This is a genomic window from Holdemania sp. 1001095H_141210_F2, from assembly GCF_015558105.1.
Taxonomy (GTDB): Bacteria; Bacillota_I; Bacilli_A; order Erysipelotrichales; family Erysipelotrichaceae; genus Holdemania.
In genome coordinates this window covers 130730-148693 of the sequence record NZ_JADNPO010000004.1, presented here as the reverse complement: position 1 = coordinate 148693, position 17964 = coordinate 130730, and the positions used below count along the sequence as shown (strand labels likewise).

Annotated in this window: 17 protein-coding genes; 16 read left to right on the top strand and 1 reads right to left on the bottom strand. The window is 51.7% G+C overall.

Going from position 1 to position 17964, the window contains the following annotated elements:
• Positions 1-92: 92 nt before the first annotated feature.
• The 10 genes from I2G61_RS04285 (at position 93) to I2G61_RS04240 (ending at position 8932) form a co-directional block, all read left to right on the top strand.
• Positions 93-1145 carry an ABC transporter ATP-binding protein gene (locus tag I2G61_RS04285; RefSeq protein WP_195396614.1) on the top strand — a complete coding sequence of 351 codons (1053 nt, stop codon included), beginning with the start codon at positions 93-95 and terminating at the stop codon, positions 1143-1145.
• Complete coding sequence (locus tag I2G61_RS04280) at positions 1138-2058, top strand: carbohydrate ABC transporter permease (RefSeq protein ID WP_072684408.1); 921 nt, start codon at positions 1138-1140, stop codon at positions 2056-2058. Before I2G61_RS04285 ends, I2G61_RS04280 begins: the two co-directional genes overlap by 8 nt.
• A 12-nt stretch (positions 2059-2070) precedes the next feature.
• Complete coding sequence (locus I2G61_RS04275; protein WP_229056840.1) at positions 2071-2913, top strand: carbohydrate ABC transporter permease; 843 nt, start codon at positions 2071-2073, stop codon at positions 2911-2913.
• 47 nt (positions 2914-2960) lie between these two features.
• Entirely contained in the window at positions 2961-4298 is a 1338-nt protein-coding gene (locus tag I2G61_RS04270; RefSeq protein ID WP_006059252.1) for an extracellular solute-binding protein, read from the top strand.
• A gap of 71 nt (positions 4299-4369) precedes the next feature.
• Positions 4370-4936 (top strand): hypothetical protein, encoded by a 567-nt coding sequence (locus I2G61_RS04265; protein ID WP_195547968.1) that lies wholly within the window; start codon positions 4370-4372, stop codon positions 4934-4936.
• The gene (locus I2G61_RS04260; RefSeq protein WP_195396616.1) at positions 4929-6200 is read left to right on the top strand and encodes an alkaline phosphatase family protein; all 1272 of its coding nucleotides are present in this window, start codon (positions 4929-4931) and stop codon (positions 6198-6200) included. Before I2G61_RS04265 ends, I2G61_RS04260 begins: the two co-directional genes overlap by 8 nt.
• Before the next feature lie 240 nt (positions 6201-6440).
• Positions 6441-6590: a hypothetical protein gene (locus tag I2G61_RS04255; RefSeq protein ID WP_156788879.1), complete on the top strand. Its 150-nt coding sequence runs from the start codon at positions 6441-6443 to the stop codon at positions 6588-6590.
• A 457-nt stretch (positions 6591-7047) separates the two neighbouring features.
• Positions 7048-7248, top strand: coding sequence for a hypothetical protein (locus I2G61_RS04250; RefSeq protein ID WP_006059257.1), 201 nt, complete (start codon positions 7048-7050; stop codon positions 7246-7248).
• Positions 7249-7361: 113 nt separating this feature from the next.
• Positions 7362-8186, top strand: a complete 825-nt coding sequence (locus I2G61_RS04245; protein ID WP_195396617.1) for a PfkB family carbohydrate kinase — start codon at positions 7362-7364, stop codon at positions 8184-8186.
• A complete protein-coding gene (locus I2G61_RS04240; RefSeq protein ID WP_195396618.1) occupies positions 8183-8932 on the top strand; it encodes a TIGR04076 family protein in 750 nt (249 codons plus the stop codon). Before I2G61_RS04245 ends, I2G61_RS04240 begins: the two co-directional genes overlap by 4 nt.
• A gap of 443 nt (positions 8933-9375) precedes the next feature.
• On the opposite strand, the gene I2G61_RS04235 is transcribed toward I2G61_RS04240, so the two are convergent.
• A complete protein-coding gene (locus tag I2G61_RS04235; RefSeq protein ID WP_195396619.1) occupies positions 9376-11076 on the bottom strand; it encodes a proline--tRNA ligase in 1701 nt (566 codons plus the stop codon).
• Positions 11077-11216: 140 nt separating this feature from the next.
• Here I2G61_RS04235 and I2G61_RS04230 point away from each other — a divergent pair, with 140 nt between their 5' ends.
• The 6 genes from I2G61_RS04230 (at position 11217) to gcvPB (ending at position 17964) form a co-directional block, all read left to right on the top strand.
• Positions 11217-11450, top strand: coding sequence for a FeoA family protein (locus I2G61_RS04230; protein WP_072684416.1), 234 nt, complete (start codon positions 11217-11219; stop codon positions 11448-11450).
• Positions 11447-13459 (top strand): ferrous iron transport protein B, encoded by a 2013-nt coding sequence (gene feoB, locus I2G61_RS04225; RefSeq protein ID WP_195547967.1) that lies wholly within the window; start codon positions 11447-11449, stop codon positions 13457-13459. The genes I2G61_RS04230 and feoB overlap by 4 nt, the downstream gene beginning before the upstream one ends.
• Positions 13460-13578: 119 nt before the next feature.
• The gene (gene gcvT, locus I2G61_RS04220; RefSeq protein WP_195396623.1) at positions 13579-14661 is read left to right on the top strand and encodes a glycine cleavage system aminomethyltransferase GcvT; all 1083 of its coding nucleotides are present in this window, start codon (positions 13579-13581) and stop codon (positions 14659-14661) included.
• A gap of 166 nt (positions 14662-14827) precedes the next feature.
• Entirely contained in the window at positions 14828-15211 is a 384-nt protein-coding gene (gene gcvH / locus I2G61_RS04215) for a glycine cleavage system protein GcvH (protein WP_195396625.1), read from the top strand.
• A 3-nt stretch (positions 15212-15214) separates the two neighbouring features.
• A complete protein-coding gene (gene gcvPA / locus I2G61_RS04210) occupies positions 15215-16537 on the top strand; it encodes an aminomethyl-transferring glycine dehydrogenase subunit GcvPA (RefSeq protein WP_195396627.1) in 1323 nt (440 codons plus the stop codon).
• Entirely contained in the window at positions 16534-17964 is a 1431-nt protein-coding gene (gene gcvPB / locus I2G61_RS04205) for an aminomethyl-transferring glycine dehydrogenase subunit GcvPB (RefSeq protein ID WP_195396629.1), read from the top strand. Before gcvPA ends, gcvPB begins: the two co-directional genes overlap by 4 nt.

Genomic DNA, 17964 nt, shown 5'->3' with positions numbered 1-17964 from the left:
AAAGCATTTTAGTTTTATTTACGAAGGCTGTGAAATGCTTTATAATGTTCATGATGTAAACAATTCAATTAAAATATTTCAGGAGGGGAAACATGCAAGTCCAATTAGTGGATCTGGTTAAGGATTTTGGTCAGACCGTGGCGGTCGATCACGTCAATCTGACGATAAAAGACGGCGCGCTGACAGGGTTGTTAGGTCCGTCCGGCTGCGGCAAATCAACGACGCTGTATATGATTTCCGGTTTGGAACAGCCCACCTCAGGCAAGATCTTGTTCGACGGGGAAGATGTGACCGAGGTGCCGGCAGAGGAGCGCGGCATCGGCTTGGTATTCCAGAACTATGCCTTGTATCCGCATATGACCGTGCAGCAGAATATCATGTTCCCGTTAGTCAACGCAAAAGTAAAAAAAGAGGAAGCGCTGGCGCGGTGTATGGAGATGGCTAAGCTGGTCAAGGTCGACGATCTGCTGAAGCGTAAACCGTCGCAGCTTTCCGGCGGCCAGCAGCAGCGGGTGGCAATCGCCCGGGCGTTGGTCAAGCAGCCGAAGGTTCTGTTGTTGGACGAACCGCTGTCCAATCTCGATGCCCGTCTGCGTTTGGAAATGCGCGAAGAAATCCGCCGCATTCAGAAAGAAACCGGCGTCACGACGATTTTCGTGACCCATGATCAGGAAGAAGCGATGAGCATCACTGATGAAATCGTGTTGATGAAAAAAGGTGTTATCCAGCAGCAATGCTTCCCGCAGCGGATGTATCTGGAACCAGCTAATCAGTTTGTCGCCGGCTTCTTAGGCAATCCGCCGATGAATTTCGTGGAGGTTCAGGCTGAGCAGGGGATGATCCGCTTGAACGAAGCGCAGTATCCGGTACAGGAAGACATCAGCGGAACAATGCTGGCGGGCATCCGTCCGGAATCGTTTACGCTGGGAGAGGAACTGACGGTCGTGGTAGAATCTGTGGAAATCCGCGGTCGCGACCAGCTGATCACCTTTACGCTCAATGCCACTCCGGTTCATGCTTTGATTGACAGCGTGCATTTAGTCAAAGCCGGCGCGCCGATCTCCCTGGCTATTAAGGGTAAGCGCATCTATCTGTTTGACAAGGAAACCGGTCGGCGGCTGAATAAGGAATTTAAGTATGAGTAAGGCTCCTGCGGTAAAAAAGCGCTCCGCGTGGAAGAAATTCTACGAGAGCTATAAAGCCTATCTCTATCTCGCTCCGGCGATTTTAGTCATGCTGGTTTTCGTACTCTATCCGCTGGTGAAAGTGTTCCGGATGGGGTTTTATACAAAGTACAACTATCTGACGGAAGTCGGCAAGGGGTTTGGCCTGAAGGCGTTCGAGCATGTTCTCGGCGATCCTTCCTTCCAGCTGGCGCTCAAGAATACGCTGATCATCTTTGGGGTCGGCCTGCCGATTTCGCTGATCATCGCGCTGGTGATCGCCGTCCTGATCAACTCCAAAGTCAAATTCAAAGGCGTTTTCCAAACGGTGTATTTTCTTCCGTATGTCACCTCGATCATCGCGATCGGCATTGTGTTCCGCTGGCTGTTCCATTCGGAATACGGCTATATCAATTATTTTCTGAGCCTGTTCGGGATTCCGGCAATGAAGTGGCTGTCGGATCCGAAGCTGGCGATCTGGGCCGTTACGATCTTCTATATCTGGAGTGGCCTGGCATTTAAGATCGTGCTGTTTCTGGCAGGTCTGCAGAAAATTGACGAGCAATACTATCAAGCGGCCCGGATCGATGGAGCGAGCAAGCTGCGGACGTTCTTTCACGTCACGCTGCCGCTGTTGTCGCCGACGCTCTGGATGGTCATCATGGTATCGGTGATCTACGCCTTCAAGCTGTATAATGAAATCTTCTCGCTGTTCTCCGGTCAGGCCGGTCCGGCCAACAGCGCGATCACCGTTGTTTATTACATTTATGATATGTTCTATAACCGCAATCAGGTTCATTATGCCTCGGCGGCCGCGATCATTCTGTTCATCATCATTACGGTCGTGACGATGATCCAGAACCAGGTGTCCAAGCGGTTCATCCATTATAACTAGGAAGGGGAGAGCATGATGAAAAAGAAAAACAAGCTGCCAGGTCAACTGGGCACACTGCTCAAATATGCCTTCCTGATCGCCGGCGCGCTGACGATGCTGTTCCCATTTCTCTGGATGATTCTGACGGCGTTCAAAACCCTGGATGAATCGATCCGGATTCCGCCGATCTGGTTCCCGAAGGAATGGATGGCGGTAAACTTCAAAACGGTTTTCGATACCGCTCCTTTCGGGCAGTATTTCATCAACACCTGCATCATCGCGACGATCTCCACGCTGCTGGCGGTTGTGGTCACGGTACTGGCGTCCTTCGCCTTTTCCGTTCTGGAATTCAAGGGGAAGAAATTCTGGTTCTGGCTGTTTCTGTCGACGATGATGGTGCCGACGGAGCTCTTGATCATCCAGAACTATGTCACCGTCTCCCATCTGGGCTGGCTGGATACCTACCAGGGCATTATTATTCCAACCCTGGCCAGCGGGTTTTACATCTATATGCTGCGCGAATATTTTATGCAGGTACCGCCAATCTTATATAAAGCCGCGAAGATCGACGGCTGCAGCGACTGGCGTTATCTGTGGAAGGTCATGGTCCCCATGAGCAAGAATGCGATCGCAACGATCTCGATCCTGCACTTCATCACGACCTGGAATTCCTTCCTGTGGCCGTTAATGGTCACCAACAGTCCGGACAAGCGGGTGCTGACGACCGGCTTGATGTACTTCAACAACGACGCTTCATCCTTCGTGAATCTGCAGATGGCCGGCGCCTGTGTCGTCATTCTGCCGATGGTCGTCTTCTATCTGATCTTCAGAAAGCAGATCATCAACGGCGTCGCCCGCGGTGGTATTAAAGGGTAGCCTTGGGCAGGCCCTTTGATATATAAAATAAAGAGAGGAAAGAAAACATGAAAAAAGGCTTAATTTGCATTCTTTCTCTGATGATGGTTCTCGGCTTAGGCGCTTGCTCGTCCAACGGCGGCAAGACGACGGAACCGGAGAACGGCGGCTCGGACAAGGCCGCTTTAGTCACAGAGATCACCAGCCCGATCAGCATTGAATTCTGGCATAACTGTACCAACATCCAAGAGGAAATCGTCAACCAGCGGGTTGAGGAATTCAACAGCACGATCGGTAAGGAAAAAGGCATCACCGTCACCGCGATCAACCAGGGCTCCAGTGCGGAAGTCAACAACAAGGTTGTCGGCGCGGTCAAGGCAAAGAACGCTCCGGCGGTGGTTCTGTCCCAGCAGACCTATGTGGAAGATCTGCTCGCCTCCGAAGCGGTGGTCGATCTGACGCCGTATATCAACGATGCGGCGGTCGGCATGACGGACTACGACGATATCTATGAATCGTTCAGAACATTCGGCGCCAACTATTCCGTCGAAGGAACGTATTCGCTGCCGTTTACAATGTATACGGAAGTGCTGTACTACAATCAGAAATTCTTTGAAACCAACGGATTAACCGTGCCGACAACCTGGGAGGAGCTGGCTGAAACTTCTGCGAAGATTCAGGCGATCACAGGCAAGCCGGCATTTGGCACCGACTATCCGGCGGATATGTTCATCACGCTGACCAAGCAGTTCGGCGGCGATTACACCAACGTCAAGGGCGAACTGTTATTCAACAGCGAGGCAGCCATCAAGGCGCTGACCTACATGCAGGAAAATATCCAGAACGGCAATTTTCGGTTAGCGGGCGAAGACATGTTCTTCTCCGGTCCGTTTGCCAACGGAATCGTTCCGATGTATATCGGCAGAACCGTGGAAAGCCAGTACATTTCCAGCAAGATCGCGGATCCGGAACAGGTTGTCTGGGCTTCCGCCGCAATTCCGCAGGCTGACGCTGCCAACAAGCAGGTCATTTCCAACGGTTACGTTTTAGCGGCGCTGAACCAATCCGGCAATGCGGAACAGAGCTATGCGGCTTATGAATTCATCAAATTCATGTCAAGCAAGGAATCCAACCTGCCGATGACGCTGAACACGGGGTATCTGCCGATCCGCCAGAGCGTGGTTGACGATGCAGAATACAAAGCATTCGTGGAAGCGGGCACCAACGACACGAAGATCTCCGGTCCGGCTCAGTCCGACGCTTACTTCTTCCTGCCGGCGTTCTCGACGGACGACTACACATCCAGCGCAGTTTATGAAGCGGTGAAGACGATGATGGACGAAGTGCTGGTCAATTTCAAAGATCCGGCAGCGGCCATCGAAGCTTGCCTGAACAGCCTGAAATAACCAACGACAGGGAAGGGGAGTGCCGGTTTGACTTCGCTTCCCTTTCTTTTTATGAAAGGAGGCGCAACGCCATGGATTTAAAAGGTTTGAAAACAAAACACGGATATCAGGCTGAGGAATTGATCTCCGCCCTGCAGAAGCTGATCCGCCGCGCAGAAACGGAACGGGCCGCGACGGTGGCGATGGAATGCTGCATGAGCAGTGAAGCGTTGGAAGACTTTGTCTGGAAACGCTTAAAAGCGATCTGCGTAGAGGATATCGGCATGGGCCAGCCGCAGGCGGCGCCGGTGATCGACAGTCTCGATCATTTCCGCAAGGATTTCGACTATGGCGAATCCGATCGTTGGATGTTCACGGTGCATGCGGTTCGTTATCTTTGTCTGTGCGATAAAAACCGTGATTCCTGTAATCTGAAAAGTCTGATCAAGCGGAAGCTGGAAAGCAATCCGAAGGGGATTGAGCTGCCGGACTTCGTATATGACATGCACACGGAAAAAGGCCGTGCGATGGGACGAGGCTATCTGCATTTCCTGGATGAAGCCAGTCAGGTAATCCCTGAAGTGCAGGTGGAGGAAAACACCTGGAAGCAACAGCTGCGGGCGCTGATGGCAGAGAATCAGGAGGGACATCATGAATAAAAAGACACTTGTCATTTCGATCGACGCGTTGATCAGCGATGATATCCCGCTGTTGGAAACGCTGCCGAATTTAGGCCCCCTTGTAAAAGGCGCGGCGCAGGTGCGCGATATCGAGTGCATCTATCCGACGCTGACCTATCCGTGTCATGTTTCGATCATGACGGGCTGTTATCCGAATAAGCACGGCATCGTTCATAATGAGCGGCTGCAGGTCAATGTGCCGAAGCCGCAGTGGAACTGGTGGTACAAGGATATCCGGGTCAAGACGATGCTGGATTACGCGAAAGCGGCAGGACTGAGCACCGCTACAGTGACCTGGCCGGTCATGGCCGGTTCCGCCGCCGATTACAACATTGCGGAAATCTGGGCGCCGACGATCAACGACGACCCGACAGACATCTGCACTCAGGCTAACAGTCCGGCAGTCGCAGAAATTTTTGAACGCAACAAAAGTCGTTTAAAATGGATGCTGACGCCGGAGTTTGATAACTATGCCGAACATTGCGGCGCGGAAATTATCGAAACGTTCCAGCCGGATCTGATGTTTATCCATTTCTCCTATGTTGATCATCAACGACATCAAAACGGCGTAAAAGGTGAAAAAGTCAATGAAGCACTGAGGTTTGTGGATGATAAGATCGGCACGCTGATCGCTGCGCTCAACCGTCAGAATTTATTGGACAAGACCAACATCGTCATCCTGGGCGATCATGGTCAGATCAATGTATCCCATTTGTTCAATCTGAACAAGTTGTTTTATGATCGGGGATTGATCGATATCGATGAACAGGGGAAGATTACAGACTGGCGGATGTACGCTCAATCCTGCGCTTTCTCTGCGCATATTCATTTAGGCCCGGCGATGGATCGGAATGAAGCGGCGGCGATACTGAAAGAAATTCAACAAACCTATCCGCAGGAAATTGAAAAAGTATGGACGGCTGAGGAAGCCCTGAATCAGTGGCACATGAAGGGAGATTTCGAGTTCGTGGTGGAAGCGGTGACCTCCGTTTCCTTTGGCAAGAACCTGACGGGCGATCTGATCGAGTCCGTTGATAATTTCGACTATAAATTCTCAGTTGCCACGCATGGACATCTGCCGACGAAAGGCGATCAGCCGCCGTTTATTCTAAGCGGTCCGGATATTAAGATGGGCGTCCAGATTCAAGGGGCGAAGCTTGTGGACGAAGCGCCGACAATTATGAAGATTTATGGTATTGTCATGGAAGATATTGACGGTCATCCGCTCGATGTTGTGCGTTAGCCTTTCAGCTTTCATCGAAGATCAGGGTCAATCACTCAGAGAGTAACGAATAGAATGTAAAAAAAGCAATGAGCGGACAGAGCTTGTTTCTAGTGAAAGAAACGCGGTCGAGTCCGTCGATCATTGCTTTTTTTAACCTTTGGATATCTTGTTTTTAAAACTCAAATAAGTTGATTTCATTATTGAGTTATAGACTAGTCTATGCTAGACTTAAATTGCCCGAGGAAAGGATGTGAAGAGATGGGGAAGTCCAAGGGCAAGAGAAAAAGAAGCACGCCCAATGATCAAGACCAAATCAGTCTGATTATTGAAATCGTTAAACTAATAACGGCAATTATCAGTTTAATCGGTGTGCTTCTTCCTTTTCTTAAAGAGATCGGCTTATTTTGAGCCTTTCTCTTTCCCATCTCTATTATATGCAAAAAAGAGATAGAAAACAATCGCAAAATTTTTTAGTCGATTCGTTGGGACTCAGCTTAAAATGAAGTCATTGTTATATGTTGCCATCTATAAATGCCACTAAGAAATTTTGCCAAGTGAAATGGATTAGATTTAGTTCGTTTTATCAAACTCAAATAAGTTAAGATCACTATTGAGTTATAGACTAGTCTATGCTAAACTTAAGTTGCCCGAGGAAGGATGTGAAGAGATGGGAAAATCCAAGGGCAAGAAAAAAAGAACTACGCCCAATAATCAAAACCAAATCAGTTTGATCATTGAAATCATTAAACTAATAACGGCAATTATCAGTTTAATCGGCATAGTTCTTACATTCTTAAGGGAAATTGGCTTATTTTAAGCCATTCCCTTCCCATCTCTATTATATGCAAAAAGGAGGCAGAAAACAATGGAAAAAAAGACTTTTAATCAAGCGGCTTATGTTAATGAATATAAGAAAAAGTTCTATAAACAGTATGCGTTTCGTTTCAGTTTGAAAAAAGATCAAGCGATTATTGATCACTTGGAAAAGCAAGCAGATAAAACAAATTATATTAAATCACTCATTCAACGTGATATCGAAAAATCAGAAAAGGAAAGTTCATTATAAACTAAATATATTTCGCTGGATAGACTAGTTTTCTCTCAATCTCTGCGATTGAGGCGGACGTTTGTTCTGAGGGCATGCTATAATAACGCTGTGAATTAAAGGGAGAGTTGGAAATGGAAAAAGAAATTCTACTGGTTAACGATTTGTGCGGCGTTGGGAAAGTCGCCTTGTCCGTTATGATTCCGCTGTTGTCAGCACAGGGACATATCGTGCATAATCTGCCGACCGCGCTGGTGTCCAATACGCTGGATTACGGTGTTTTTGATATTCAGGATACGACGGACTTTATGGAGAATACACTGAATACCTGGGATCAGCTGAACTTTCATTTCGATTGTATCTGCACGGGATTTCTCGTTTCAGAAAAACAGGTAGAATTATTAAAACGATTGTTTGTCCGTCATCCGGAGGCACTGAAAATTGTCGATCCGATTCTGGGCGATGAAGGGCATCTGTATCCGGGTGTGGATCCTTCCGCCGTCGAACTGCGCAGAGAATTAGCTGCTTCGGCCCAGGTGATCGTTCCTAATTTAACGGAAGCAGCACTGTTATGCTCGCATCCTGACTGGGGGATCAGCGTTACCCGGAAACAGAAGGATCAGCTGCTGGACGAATTGACAGCGTTAGGCTGCAGCTCGGCCGTGATCACCAGCGTCGTCTTTGCGGAAGATGGCGGTCATTATGTTTGTGGCCGTGATGAACAAGGCGTCAGCTTCGATCTCCCGTTTGAAATGATTGACGTTCGGATTCCCGGTACCGGCGATGTGTTCTCCGCCGTTTTGGCCGGGGCATTGCTGCAAAAGAAAACGCTGCCGGAAGCGTGTCAAAAAGCAATGGATGCCGTTGAAGCGTTAATTCGCCAAAATCAGTACAATTCCGATTTATATCGGGGCCTGCGGATAGAACAGGCCATCACTGAAAACCGGGGGATTCTATGATGAATTCCAGAGCTAAGATTATCATCACGCTGATCGATCGGAAGGGACCCAACGGCTGTCACCGGGGACATCAGATCGGTGATAGTTATGACTTTGACACAGAACGCGGACAATTGTGTCCTATGGCGGCGCATGTCGCGTTTCCTTACATCGATATTCTTCGCTATGGCGGACAGATTCCCGGCAATCCGGAAAACCGCGCGGTGTTCTGCTGCCCGGATGTCGATACGATCAATGTTTACCGGATTGAAAAACTGGTGAGTCAGGATACAGAACGACTGGAGCTCACGCCTTTGACTGTCAAGGATGCAGATACCGTCCTGGCGATGGCCGGCAAGGAATCCGTTGCCCGCTATATGCGCTTTTCGACGTTGAAATCTCGTTCGGAGGCCGTGGACTTAATCCTGCAGCTGACCGCGGGAATTAACAATGCCTGGCTTGTGACCAGAAAATCGACGCAGAAACCAGTGGGCGTGCTGGCATTAAAGCAAACGGAGAAGCCCGAAGTGCGGGATGTGACTTTGTTTCTGGATGAACCAGCCTGGGGCTACGGATTGGGGCAGGAATTGCTGAGCTGGGCAACGGATTTTGCCAGTCAAACTTTGAATATTTCTGTACTGCAGGCTTATATTGCCATGGAGAACACGGCCTGTCAGCGCCTTTTAAGCCGTTTGAATTATAAATTGGAAAAACGCTTCGATTTTGAGGATCAAAGCGTTCTGGTTTATCACAGAATAATCAATTAAAGCTGCGTTCGTTTCGGGACTTGACCTAAACGGAAAGGGGTCTTCCGACGGAAGAACAGAAGACTGCCGAAAAGAGCGGTAACGACTTCCAACAACGATTTCATAAGCGATGTTCCTCCTTTGTCTTTATTCTATGCTTATCCTGGCGGATCTACCATGGACAGGCATGACAAAATCCTCACAATTTTGTAAGGTTTGTGATTCCTTGATTCCTGGAAGCGCAGCCGGCCTGGAGAAGCTGGAAAAGCGGAGGAGATCAAGTCGGCCAGGTTCTGCCGATTATGAGCTTAGACTAAAAACTAACAGTCATGCCAATGAAGCTTGGAAGCGAGATCCAACATCCAGAATAAAAGCGAATGACGCTATTCATGCCAATAAAAAAGTGATTTCTGACATTGAATCCAGAAGATCACTTTTTATTTTACCGTGATTGTCCTTTTGACTTACTCGCCCTGATGAATGAGCTCTAAAACCTTAGCGACTACGTTGTCAATGCTGATGTCTTCCGCTTTTTCCGCCTTGCGCAGCTTCATTTCAACAAGACCGTCGCCGATTTTCTTGCCGACGGTCAGCCGGATTGGCGTACCGATCAGATCCATATCCTTGAACTTAACGCCCGGCCGTTCATCCCGGTCGTCCAGCATGACATCGACGCCGGCTGCCTGCAGCTGGGCATACAGCTGTTCTGCGGCAGCCATCTGCTGCTCATCCTTTTTGGCAATGACAACGATCGCTACCGGATACGGCGCGATATTGATCGGCCAGCATAAGCCATGCTCATCGCTGTGCTGTTCAGCCAGCGCGGCCATGCAGCGGCCGATGCCGATGCCATACGAACCCATCCAGACCGGATTCAGTTTGTTTTCCTGATCGAGATATTCCAGATCCATCGCCTGAGCATATTTCGTTCCCAATTTAAACGTATTCCCGATTTCAATGCCTTTTTTAAAGACGATCTTGCCGCCGCAGATCGGACAGGTATCGCCTTCCATGATCTGCCGGACATCCGCCGTGTAATCCGCTTTGAAATCTTCCTGATTGACATGGATATAGTGATATCCCGTCTTGTTGGCGCCGGTGATGAAATTCGCCATATGCGAAACTTCCAGATCCATGATTAAAGGACAATGCAGACCGATCGGACCAGCGAAGCCGATTTTGGCGTCGGTCGCTTCGACGACCATCTCAGGTTCTGCTAGCGCGATTTCCAAGCCGCCGACAAGCTTGAGAACCTTGGTTTCATTGACTTCCCGATCGCCCCGGACCATCACCGCAAACGGCTTGCCGTCGATGTTGTAAATCAATGTCTTGACAAATTGATTAGCCGCTTCATGCAAAAACTCGGTGACTTCCTCGATCGTGCGCGCATTCGGTGTTTCCACCAATTCCTTCGGCAGATGCGCTTCCATGCTGTCAGCGCCCTCATCTTTGCACGGCGCAACTTCCAGGTTGGAAGCAAAGCTGCATTGGTCGCACAGAACTAAAACATCCTCGCCGATTTCCGTGACCGCCTGGAATTCCTCGGACAAAAGTCCGCCCATGACGCCGGTATCGGCGCGAACGATCTTGTAATCCATGTGCATCCGGTCAAACGCCCGCTTGTAAGCATCGAACATCTTTTGATAGGCGACGTCCATGCCTGCTTCATCCTTGTCAAAGGAATAAGCGTCCTTCATGATGAACTCGCGGACGCGGATCAAACCATAGCGAGGCCGCGCTTCATCCCGGTACTTCGTCTGAAACTGATATAAATTGAACGGCATGTCCTTGTATGAGCGGATTTTCATGCCCGCCGCAACGGCGAACAGTTCCTCGTGTGTCGGACCGAGTACATAGCTCTTGTTAAACCGGTCCTTCAGCGAGAACATGCTGGAACCGAAGTTATCCCGCCGGCCGGATGCGACGTAAACTTCTTCCGGGATCAACGCCGGCATCAACAATTCCTGGCTTCCCGCCTGATCCATTTCTTCACGGACGATGTTTTCAATTTTTTTCAGCACTTTATACCCAAGGGGAAGGTACATATAGACTCCTGCCGAGCTTTTTTTGATCATGCCCGCGCGAACCAGCAGATTACCGCTGACGGAATCTTCATCCTTTACGTTCTCACGCAGAGTCGTAAAGAAACTTTGACTTAATCTCATAACGCTTCTCTCCTATTCTTTGAAATTAACCTTTCTGATTATACCACAATCTGCCTGTTATACCAGAGTGAGGATGTCGAAATTTGCGCGGAAGGAAGGACTTTTTATAAGCATAGTCTGTAAGGAAAGGAGAGTCAGCGATGAAACTAACACAATTGCCATCCGGCCTCAGCGCAGTCATCACGCGCATTGACCTGCCGCCGGCGCTGGCGGACCGGCTGGAAGCTCTGGGTTTGCGGGTGGGCGAGGACATTGAATTTGTCCGCAGTGCGCCGCTGCAGGATCCGGCGGAATACAGCGTCGGGGGCAGCCTGATCGCGCTGCGCCGGCCGGATGCCGCGCGGATCCATGTCGCTTTGAAGAAAACCGAATGAAGACCGTAGCCTTTGTCGGCAATCCCAACGCCGGGAAAACTGCCTGGATCAACGCGCTGTCGGATGCTGGGTTTGAAGTTGGCAACTGGCCGGGCGTTACGGTGGAGCGCAAGCAGGCACAGGTTGAATGGGATAAGGAAGCGATCACCCTGATCGATCTGCCGGGTATTTATGATTTACAGAAAACCAACAACGAGGAACAAATCACCCAGGACTTTCTGGAATCCCAGCCAATCGACTGTCTGATCAACGTCCTGGACGCGACGCATTTACAGCGGGCGCTGCGGCTGACGCTGAAATTAAGGATGCTGCAGATTCCGATGATTCTGATTTTTAACTTTTACGACGAGGTGCTGAAAAATGGAATTGAGATTGACGCGGCAAAGCTGAGCCGTCGTTTGGCCTGTCCGATTCTTTGCGCCAGCGCGTTTGACAAGCAAGCCGGCCGCCAGGTGAAGGACACCGTTCTGGCGATGCTGTATCAGCCCTTTGACGGCTACCGGCCGCTGCTGCCAAAACCGTTGGAACAGGCGTGGGTCGATGAAGTCAACGCGCTGCAGCTGGCAGAACCCTTTGCCTCGCCGCTGGCGTTGAAGAAACAAGCCTATCAAAAGCTCTGTGACCGCCAGCCGCAAGCGATGCATGAGGCGCTGTACCGAGCGGTCGACAGCTTGATGAGCCATGTTCGTCAGGATCCACAGCGGCGGCTGTTAAAAACCAAGCGGATCGACGCGGTGCTGCTGCACCGGATCTGGGGACTGCCGCTGCTTCTGGCGATGAGCTTTGGGATGCTGATGCTTATCTATAATGGCAGCGCGCCGTATGTGGCTTGGCTGAATCAATTAACTCTCTGGATGCAGCACGGCTGCCGGCTCTTATTGGCCTCAATGCCGGCCTGGGTGCAATCGTTGGTCTGCGATGGGTTGTTGGCAGGGATCGGCAGTGTGCTCAGCTTTTTACCGTTAATGGCATTTTTGTATTTCTTCCTCGGCTTGCTGGAAGAAAGCGGCTATATGGCCCGGATCGCGTTTTTAATGGACCGGCTGATGCGGCCGTTTGGCTGCAGCGGCAAAGCGTTTGTTTCCTTGTTGTTAGGCTTGGGATGCAATGTTCCGGCCGTGATGGCGACGCGCGTGATTGAAGAGGAAAGCAGCCGCCGGCGGACAGCGCTGGTCGTTCCATTAATCAGCTGCGGCGCGCGCTTGCCGATTTATCTGTTGTTTTCGGCGGCGTTTTTTCCCGGACAGGGTGGGTTGGTCGTGTTTACGCTGTATGGATTAAGCCTGGTCAGCGCGTTGGTGTTATCGCTGGTGCTGTCGCTGCCGGAGCATCGCAAACAGCCGTGGATGGTGCTGGAGCTGCCGGTATATCGCCGCCCATCGCTGCCGGTGGTGTTCAACAAGGTCCGCCAGGAAGTCAAAAATTACACCCGTAAAGCGCTGACTGTCGTGATGCTGGCAATGACAGTGCTGTGGGGACTGACCTATTTTCCGACCGGGGAGATCGCCACGTCCTACGCCGCGCAGTTTGGCAAGGCGGCGTCCGTGATTTACGAACCGCTGGGTTTCGGCACGCAATGGCCATTGGTTGCCAGCCTGCCTGGATCCATCGCGGCCAAGGAAACAGTCGTCGGTTTTCTGGCTTCGGTGTTAAGCGAAACAACGGAAACGCCGCCGGATTTTGCCGAGGAATCCCGGAACCTGATTTCAGGTCTGGGCGAAGCGGTGAAAAACAGTGTCGTGCACCTAGCGGATTTCAGCCAGGAAGGGCAGGATGCCGGTTTGATCAGCGAACTGGGCGCGCTCTTTCCAGATCCGTTAGGCAAGCTGCGGGCCTATTGCTTCCTTGTCTATTGTCTGTTTTCGATTCCCTGCATCATGACGCTCAACGCCCTGCGGCAGGAATATGGAACGAAGCTGATGCTGAAATCCATCGCGATCATGCTGGCGCTGCCGTATGTGGTCAGTCTGCTTTTATTCCAATTAGGACGCTTGCTGTTCTGGCTGTAATCGGTTGGATAGGAAAAAGAACAGAGTTATCTTGTGAAGTGCAGAACTTTATGGAAAAGCGCTTTCATTTTCGCTATAATAAAGCTACAAGAGGAACCTGAAAAGGAAAGGAAACGAAGATGACAGAAAAAACATCGTTATACGACTTTCATCAAAGCCACCAGGGCAAGCTCGTTGAATTTGCCGACACCTGGCTGCCCGTCCAGTATCCAACCGGCATCCTGAAAGAACATCAGGCGGTCCGTGAACAAGCGGGACTGTTCGATGTGTCGCACATGGGCGAATTTCTCGTCGAAGGTCCTGAAGCGGCCGCTTTTCTCGATCATTTGCTGACCAACAAGATCGCCAATCTGAAACATGGACAGATGCGCTACAGCTGCCTGTGTTATGAAGACGGCGGCACGGTCGACGATCTGATTGTCTACCGGTTTGACGACGAGCATTTTTTATGTGTTGTCAATGCTTCCAACAAGCAGAAAGATTGGGAGTGGTTTAATCAGAACTGCCGTCTCGACGTCCGGCTGCGCAATGTTTCATCGCTCATTTCGCAAGTTGCGCTGCAGGGCCCCAAAGCAATTGAGATCCTGGGCAAGATTGCCGATCTGACTTCACTGCCGGCAAAATCGTATTGGTTTACCGATCAGATCGCGGTCGCTGGCAAGGCCTGTCTGGTTTCGCGCAACGGCTATACCGGCGAGGACGGCGTCGAAATTTACATGCGCAATGAAGACGCGATGGCGATCGTCGAGGCGATCATGACTGCCGGAACGCCGCTGGGATTGATCCCGTGCGGACTGGGCGCGCGCGACACGCTGCGCTTAGAAGCGGCGATGCCACTGTATGGGCATGAGCTGGACGCTGAGACCTCACCGTTAGAGGCGGGTCTGAACTTCGCGGTGAAACTGGATAAAGCTGATTTTATCGGCAAGCAGGGAATTCAGGAAAAAGGTCTGACGAAGGTCCGGATCGGTCTGGAACTGCTCGACCGCGGCATTGCCCGCGAGCATTACGAGGTTCGCCAGGATGGAGCAGTCATCGGTCACATCACCAGCGGGACGATGGCGCCGACGCTGGGCAAAGCGATCGCGATGGCCTATGTCGACGTCGATCACGCTCAGGATGGCGCTGAGGTCGAGGTTGTTCATGGAAACCGAAGCATGAAGGCGCTGATCACGCCGATGCCGTTTTACAAACGGAAATAACGCGGATCAAAGGACGGAAAAGGGCGAAGGAAAACGTTCGTGAAGCGCAGAAACATGGCCTCAGCTTCCGCTTGAACGAGGAAACCTGCAGTCCTTGCTGGAATGGAAAAAACCGGCGGGACTGGGACAATAAAAATAAAATAAGAAATGAAGGAGGACACACAAAATGTCAGTCGTAAAAGAAGGTCTGCTTTACAGCAAGTCGCATGAATGGGTTGAAACGCTGCCAGACGGCACAGTAAAAATCGGAATTTCCGATTACGCGCAGGACAGTCTGGGTGATATCGTATTTGTCGACATGCATCCCGCCGGCGAGGAAGTCGAAGCGGAAGGCGCGTTAGCCGATGTCGAATCCGTCAAAGCCGTCAGTGAAATTTATTCGCCGGTCGCCGGAACGATCAAAGAAACGAATGAGGAATTGATCGACGCTCCGGAAAAGCTGAACGAGGACTGTTACGGCAACTGGATCTGCGTGATGGAGAACGTCAGCGGATTAGACGATCTGTTAAGCCCGGAAGCCTACAGCGAATATCTGACGACGCTGGAGTAGCCCATGAGCGATTACATTGCATCCAGCCCGGAAGAATTGCAGGCGATGCTCGATTCGCTGGGGCTGAAAGATTTAGACGCTTTAACCGGGCATCTGCCCGAAGCGGTGCTTTTAAAGGAAGACGGCTGGGATCTGCCGGAGGGCATGAGTGAATTTGAAGTGTTGGCGAAGCTGAAGAAAATGGCCTCGCACAACCGGATTTATGAAGATCTCTACCGCGGGGCGGGCGCTTACCGCCATTACATCCCGAGTCTCGTCAACGCGCTGTCCAGCCGCGGCGAGTTTCTGACGGCGTATACGCCGTATCAGGCGGAAATGAGTCAGGGACTGCTGCAGTCCATTTTTGAATATCAGACAATGATCTGCGAGCTGACGGGCATGGACGTCAGCAACGCCAGTGTGTATGACGGCGCGACGGCCGCGGCTGAAGCCTTGCTGATGTGCCGGGATCCGAAGCATCGCCGCGTGCTGGTGCCAGCGTCGGTGCATCCGCAGATCCTGCAGGTAATCCGGACGTACGGCGAGGCCTACGGTATGACAATCACTGTCTTAGAGTGTCCGCACGGCGTGCTGGAAGAAAGTGTGCTGCGGGAAGCGCTGAGCGAGGATACGGCCTGTCTGCTTTTGCAGCAGCCGAACTATTTCGGTTTAATTGAAGACGCAGAAACGCTGTTTGCAGCGGCGGCGGAGAAAAAGGTAAAAGGGATTCTGCACATCAATCCGATCGCGGCGGCACTGCTGCCGTCAGCGAAGGAAGCCGGCGCTGTGATCGCGGTCGGCGAAGGCCAGCCGTTAGGCATGCCGCTGAACTTCGGCGGGCCGTATCTGGGCTTTATGGCCAGCGTATCGGCGATGATGCGCAAGCTGCCCGGCCGGATTGTCGGCCAGAGTACCGATCACGAAGGCCGGCGGGCTTACGTCCTGACCCTGCAGGCCCGTGAACAGCACATCCGCCGGGAAAAGGCCAGCAGCTCGATCTGTTCCAATCAGGCGTTATGCGCGCTGAGAGCGGCGATCTACTGCAGCGCGATGGGCACGGAAGGCATCGAACAGGTCGCCTCGCACTGTGTCAGCAACGCCCATTATTTAGCGCAGGAGCTATGTGAAAAAACAAAGCTCAAACTGAAATATGCCGGCGAATTCTTCCATGAATTCGTAACGGTCAGCGACGTGCCGAGCGGCGTGCTGCTCAAACATCTGGAAGATCACGGCATCCTGGGCGGACTGCCGCTGAGCGATCACGAAATTCTGTGGTGCGCGACAGAAGTGAACAATAAGGAAAATATGGATCATCTGGTCGAACTGATCGGGGAGGTGGCCGCATGAGCCAGCTGATTTTTGAACGCGGAACCCAGGGACATCGGGGCGTGGCGCTGCCAAAGCTTCAGGTTCCTGCGTATACTTTAAAAACAAAACTGCGCGCTGAGAAACCGCAGCTGCCTTCGGTCAGCGAACTGGAGGTCGTGCGCCATTACACCGAATGCTCCCAGCGTGTCAAGGGCGTCGATCACGTCTTTTATCCATTAGGCTCCTGCACGATGAAATACAATCCGAAAGTCAACGAAGACGCGGCCAACCTGGAGGGCTTTACGGCGATCCATCCGCTGGCGCCGGAAGAGGACGTGCAGGGCTGTCTGGAAGTTGTCGCAACGCTGGAAAAATATCTGACGCAGATCACCGGCATGGATGCGTTCTGCTTCCAGCCGGCCGCAGGCGCGCATGGCGAATTCAGCGGCCTGATGACGATCCGCAACTATTTGAAACGCCATCATGAAGATCAGCGCACCGTCGTGTTCGTGCCGGATTCCGCTCATGGAACCAATCCGGCCAGCGCGGTGATGGCGGGCTTTACGGTCAAGCAGATTCCAAGCAACGCGGAAGGCAACGTCGATGTGGAAGCGTTGCGGGCGATGGCGGATGAAACGACCGCGGCGCTGATGCTGACGAATCCCAACACATTGGGCCTGTTTGAAAAAGATATTTTGGAAATCACAAAAATCATTCACGACGCCGGCGGTCTGGTTTATTACGACGGCGCGAATCTGAACGCGATCATGGGCATTGCGCGTCCGGGCGATATGGGCTTTGACGTTGTCCATCTGAATCTGCATAAGACGTTCTCCACGCCGCATGGCGGGGGCGGGCCGGGCAGCGGGCCGATTGGCGTCAAGCGCCATTTGATTCCCTATCTGCCGTCGCCGCGGATCGAAAACGGCCGGATTCATGAGGACTGTCCGGAAAGTTTAGGCCGGATGAAGATGTTCTACGGCAATTTCGGCGTCATGGTCCGGGCTTTAACCTATGTCATGATCTTAGGCAAGGAAGGTCTGCGCCGGACAAGCCAGGTCGCGGTGCTCAACGCTCGCTATCTGGAACATGAACTGAGCCGGAACTACGATATGGCGATTGACCAGCCGTGCATGCATGAATTCGTCATGACGCTGAAACGTCAGCATAACGACCTGGGCGTCAGTGCGATGGATATCGCCAAGGGGATGATCGACCGCGGCATCCATCCGCCGACGATGTATTTCCCGCTGATCGTGGAAGAAGCGCTGATGGTGGAACCGACGGAAACCGAACCGAAGGCGGTGCTCGATGAAGCAGTGCGCGTGCTGAGTGAGCTGCTTGACTTGGCGGCCAGTGATCCGCAGGCACTGCAGGCATGTCCAACGACGACGCCAGTCGGCCGGATCGACGAGGTTCAGGCGGCCCGGCATCCGATTCTGCGCTGGCAAAAGGGAAACAAATAG

Coding starts and splice junctions, on each gene's coding strand:
- I2G61_RS04285 (WP_195396614.1), top strand. CDS start 93: ATGCAAGTCCAATTAGTGGATCTGGTTAAGGATTTTGGTCAGACCGTG.
- I2G61_RS04280 (WP_072684408.1), top strand. CDS start 1,138: ATGAGTAAGGCTCCTGCGGTAAAAAAGCGCTCCGCGTGGAAGAAATTC.
- I2G61_RS04275 (WP_229056840.1), top strand. CDS start 2,071: ATGATGAAAAAGAAAAACAAGCTGCCAGGTCAACTGGGCACACTGCTC.
- I2G61_RS04270 (WP_006059252.1), top strand. CDS start 2,961: ATGAAAAAAGGCTTAATTTGCATTCTTTCTCTGATGATGGTTCTCGGC.
- I2G61_RS04265 (WP_195547968.1), top strand. CDS start 4,370: ATGGATTTAAAAGGTTTGAAAACAAAACACGGATATCAGGCTGAGGAA.
- I2G61_RS04260 (WP_195396616.1), top strand. CDS start 4,929: ATGAATAAAAAGACACTTGTCATTTCGATCGACGCGTTGATCAGCGAT.
- I2G61_RS04255 (WP_156788879.1), top strand. CDS start 6,441: ATGGGGAAGTCCAAGGGCAAGAGAAAAAGAAGCACGCCCAATGATCAA.
- I2G61_RS04250 (WP_006059257.1), top strand. CDS start 7,048: ATGGAAAAAAAGACTTTTAATCAAGCGGCTTATGTTAATGAATATAAG.
- I2G61_RS04245 (WP_195396617.1), top strand. CDS start 7,362: ATGGAAAAAGAAATTCTACTGGTTAACGATTTGTGCGGCGTTGGGAAA.
- I2G61_RS04240 (WP_195396618.1), top strand. CDS start 8,183: ATGATGAATTCCAGAGCTAAGATTATCATCACGCTGATCGATCGGAAG.
- I2G61_RS04235 (WP_195396619.1), bottom strand. CDS start 11,076: ATGAGATTAAGTCAAAGTTTCTTTACGACTCTGCGTGAGAACGTAAAG.
- I2G61_RS04230 (WP_072684416.1), top strand. CDS start 11,217: ATGAAACTAACACAATTGCCATCCGGCCTCAGCGCAGTCATCACGCGC.
- feoB (WP_195547967.1), top strand. CDS start 11,447: ATGAAGACCGTAGCCTTTGTCGGCAATCCCAACGCCGGGAAAACTGCC.
- gcvT (WP_195396623.1), top strand. CDS start 13,579: ATGACAGAAAAAACATCGTTATACGACTTTCATCAAAGCCACCAGGGC.
- gcvH (WP_195396625.1), top strand. CDS start 14,828: ATGTCAGTCGTAAAAGAAGGTCTGCTTTACAGCAAGTCGCATGAATGG.
- gcvPA (WP_195396627.1), top strand. CDS start 15,215: ATGAGCGATTACATTGCATCCAGCCCGGAAGAATTGCAGGCGATGCTC.
- gcvPB (WP_195396629.1), top strand. CDS start 16,534: ATGAGCCAGCTGATTTTTGAACGCGGAACCCAGGGACATCGGGGCGTG.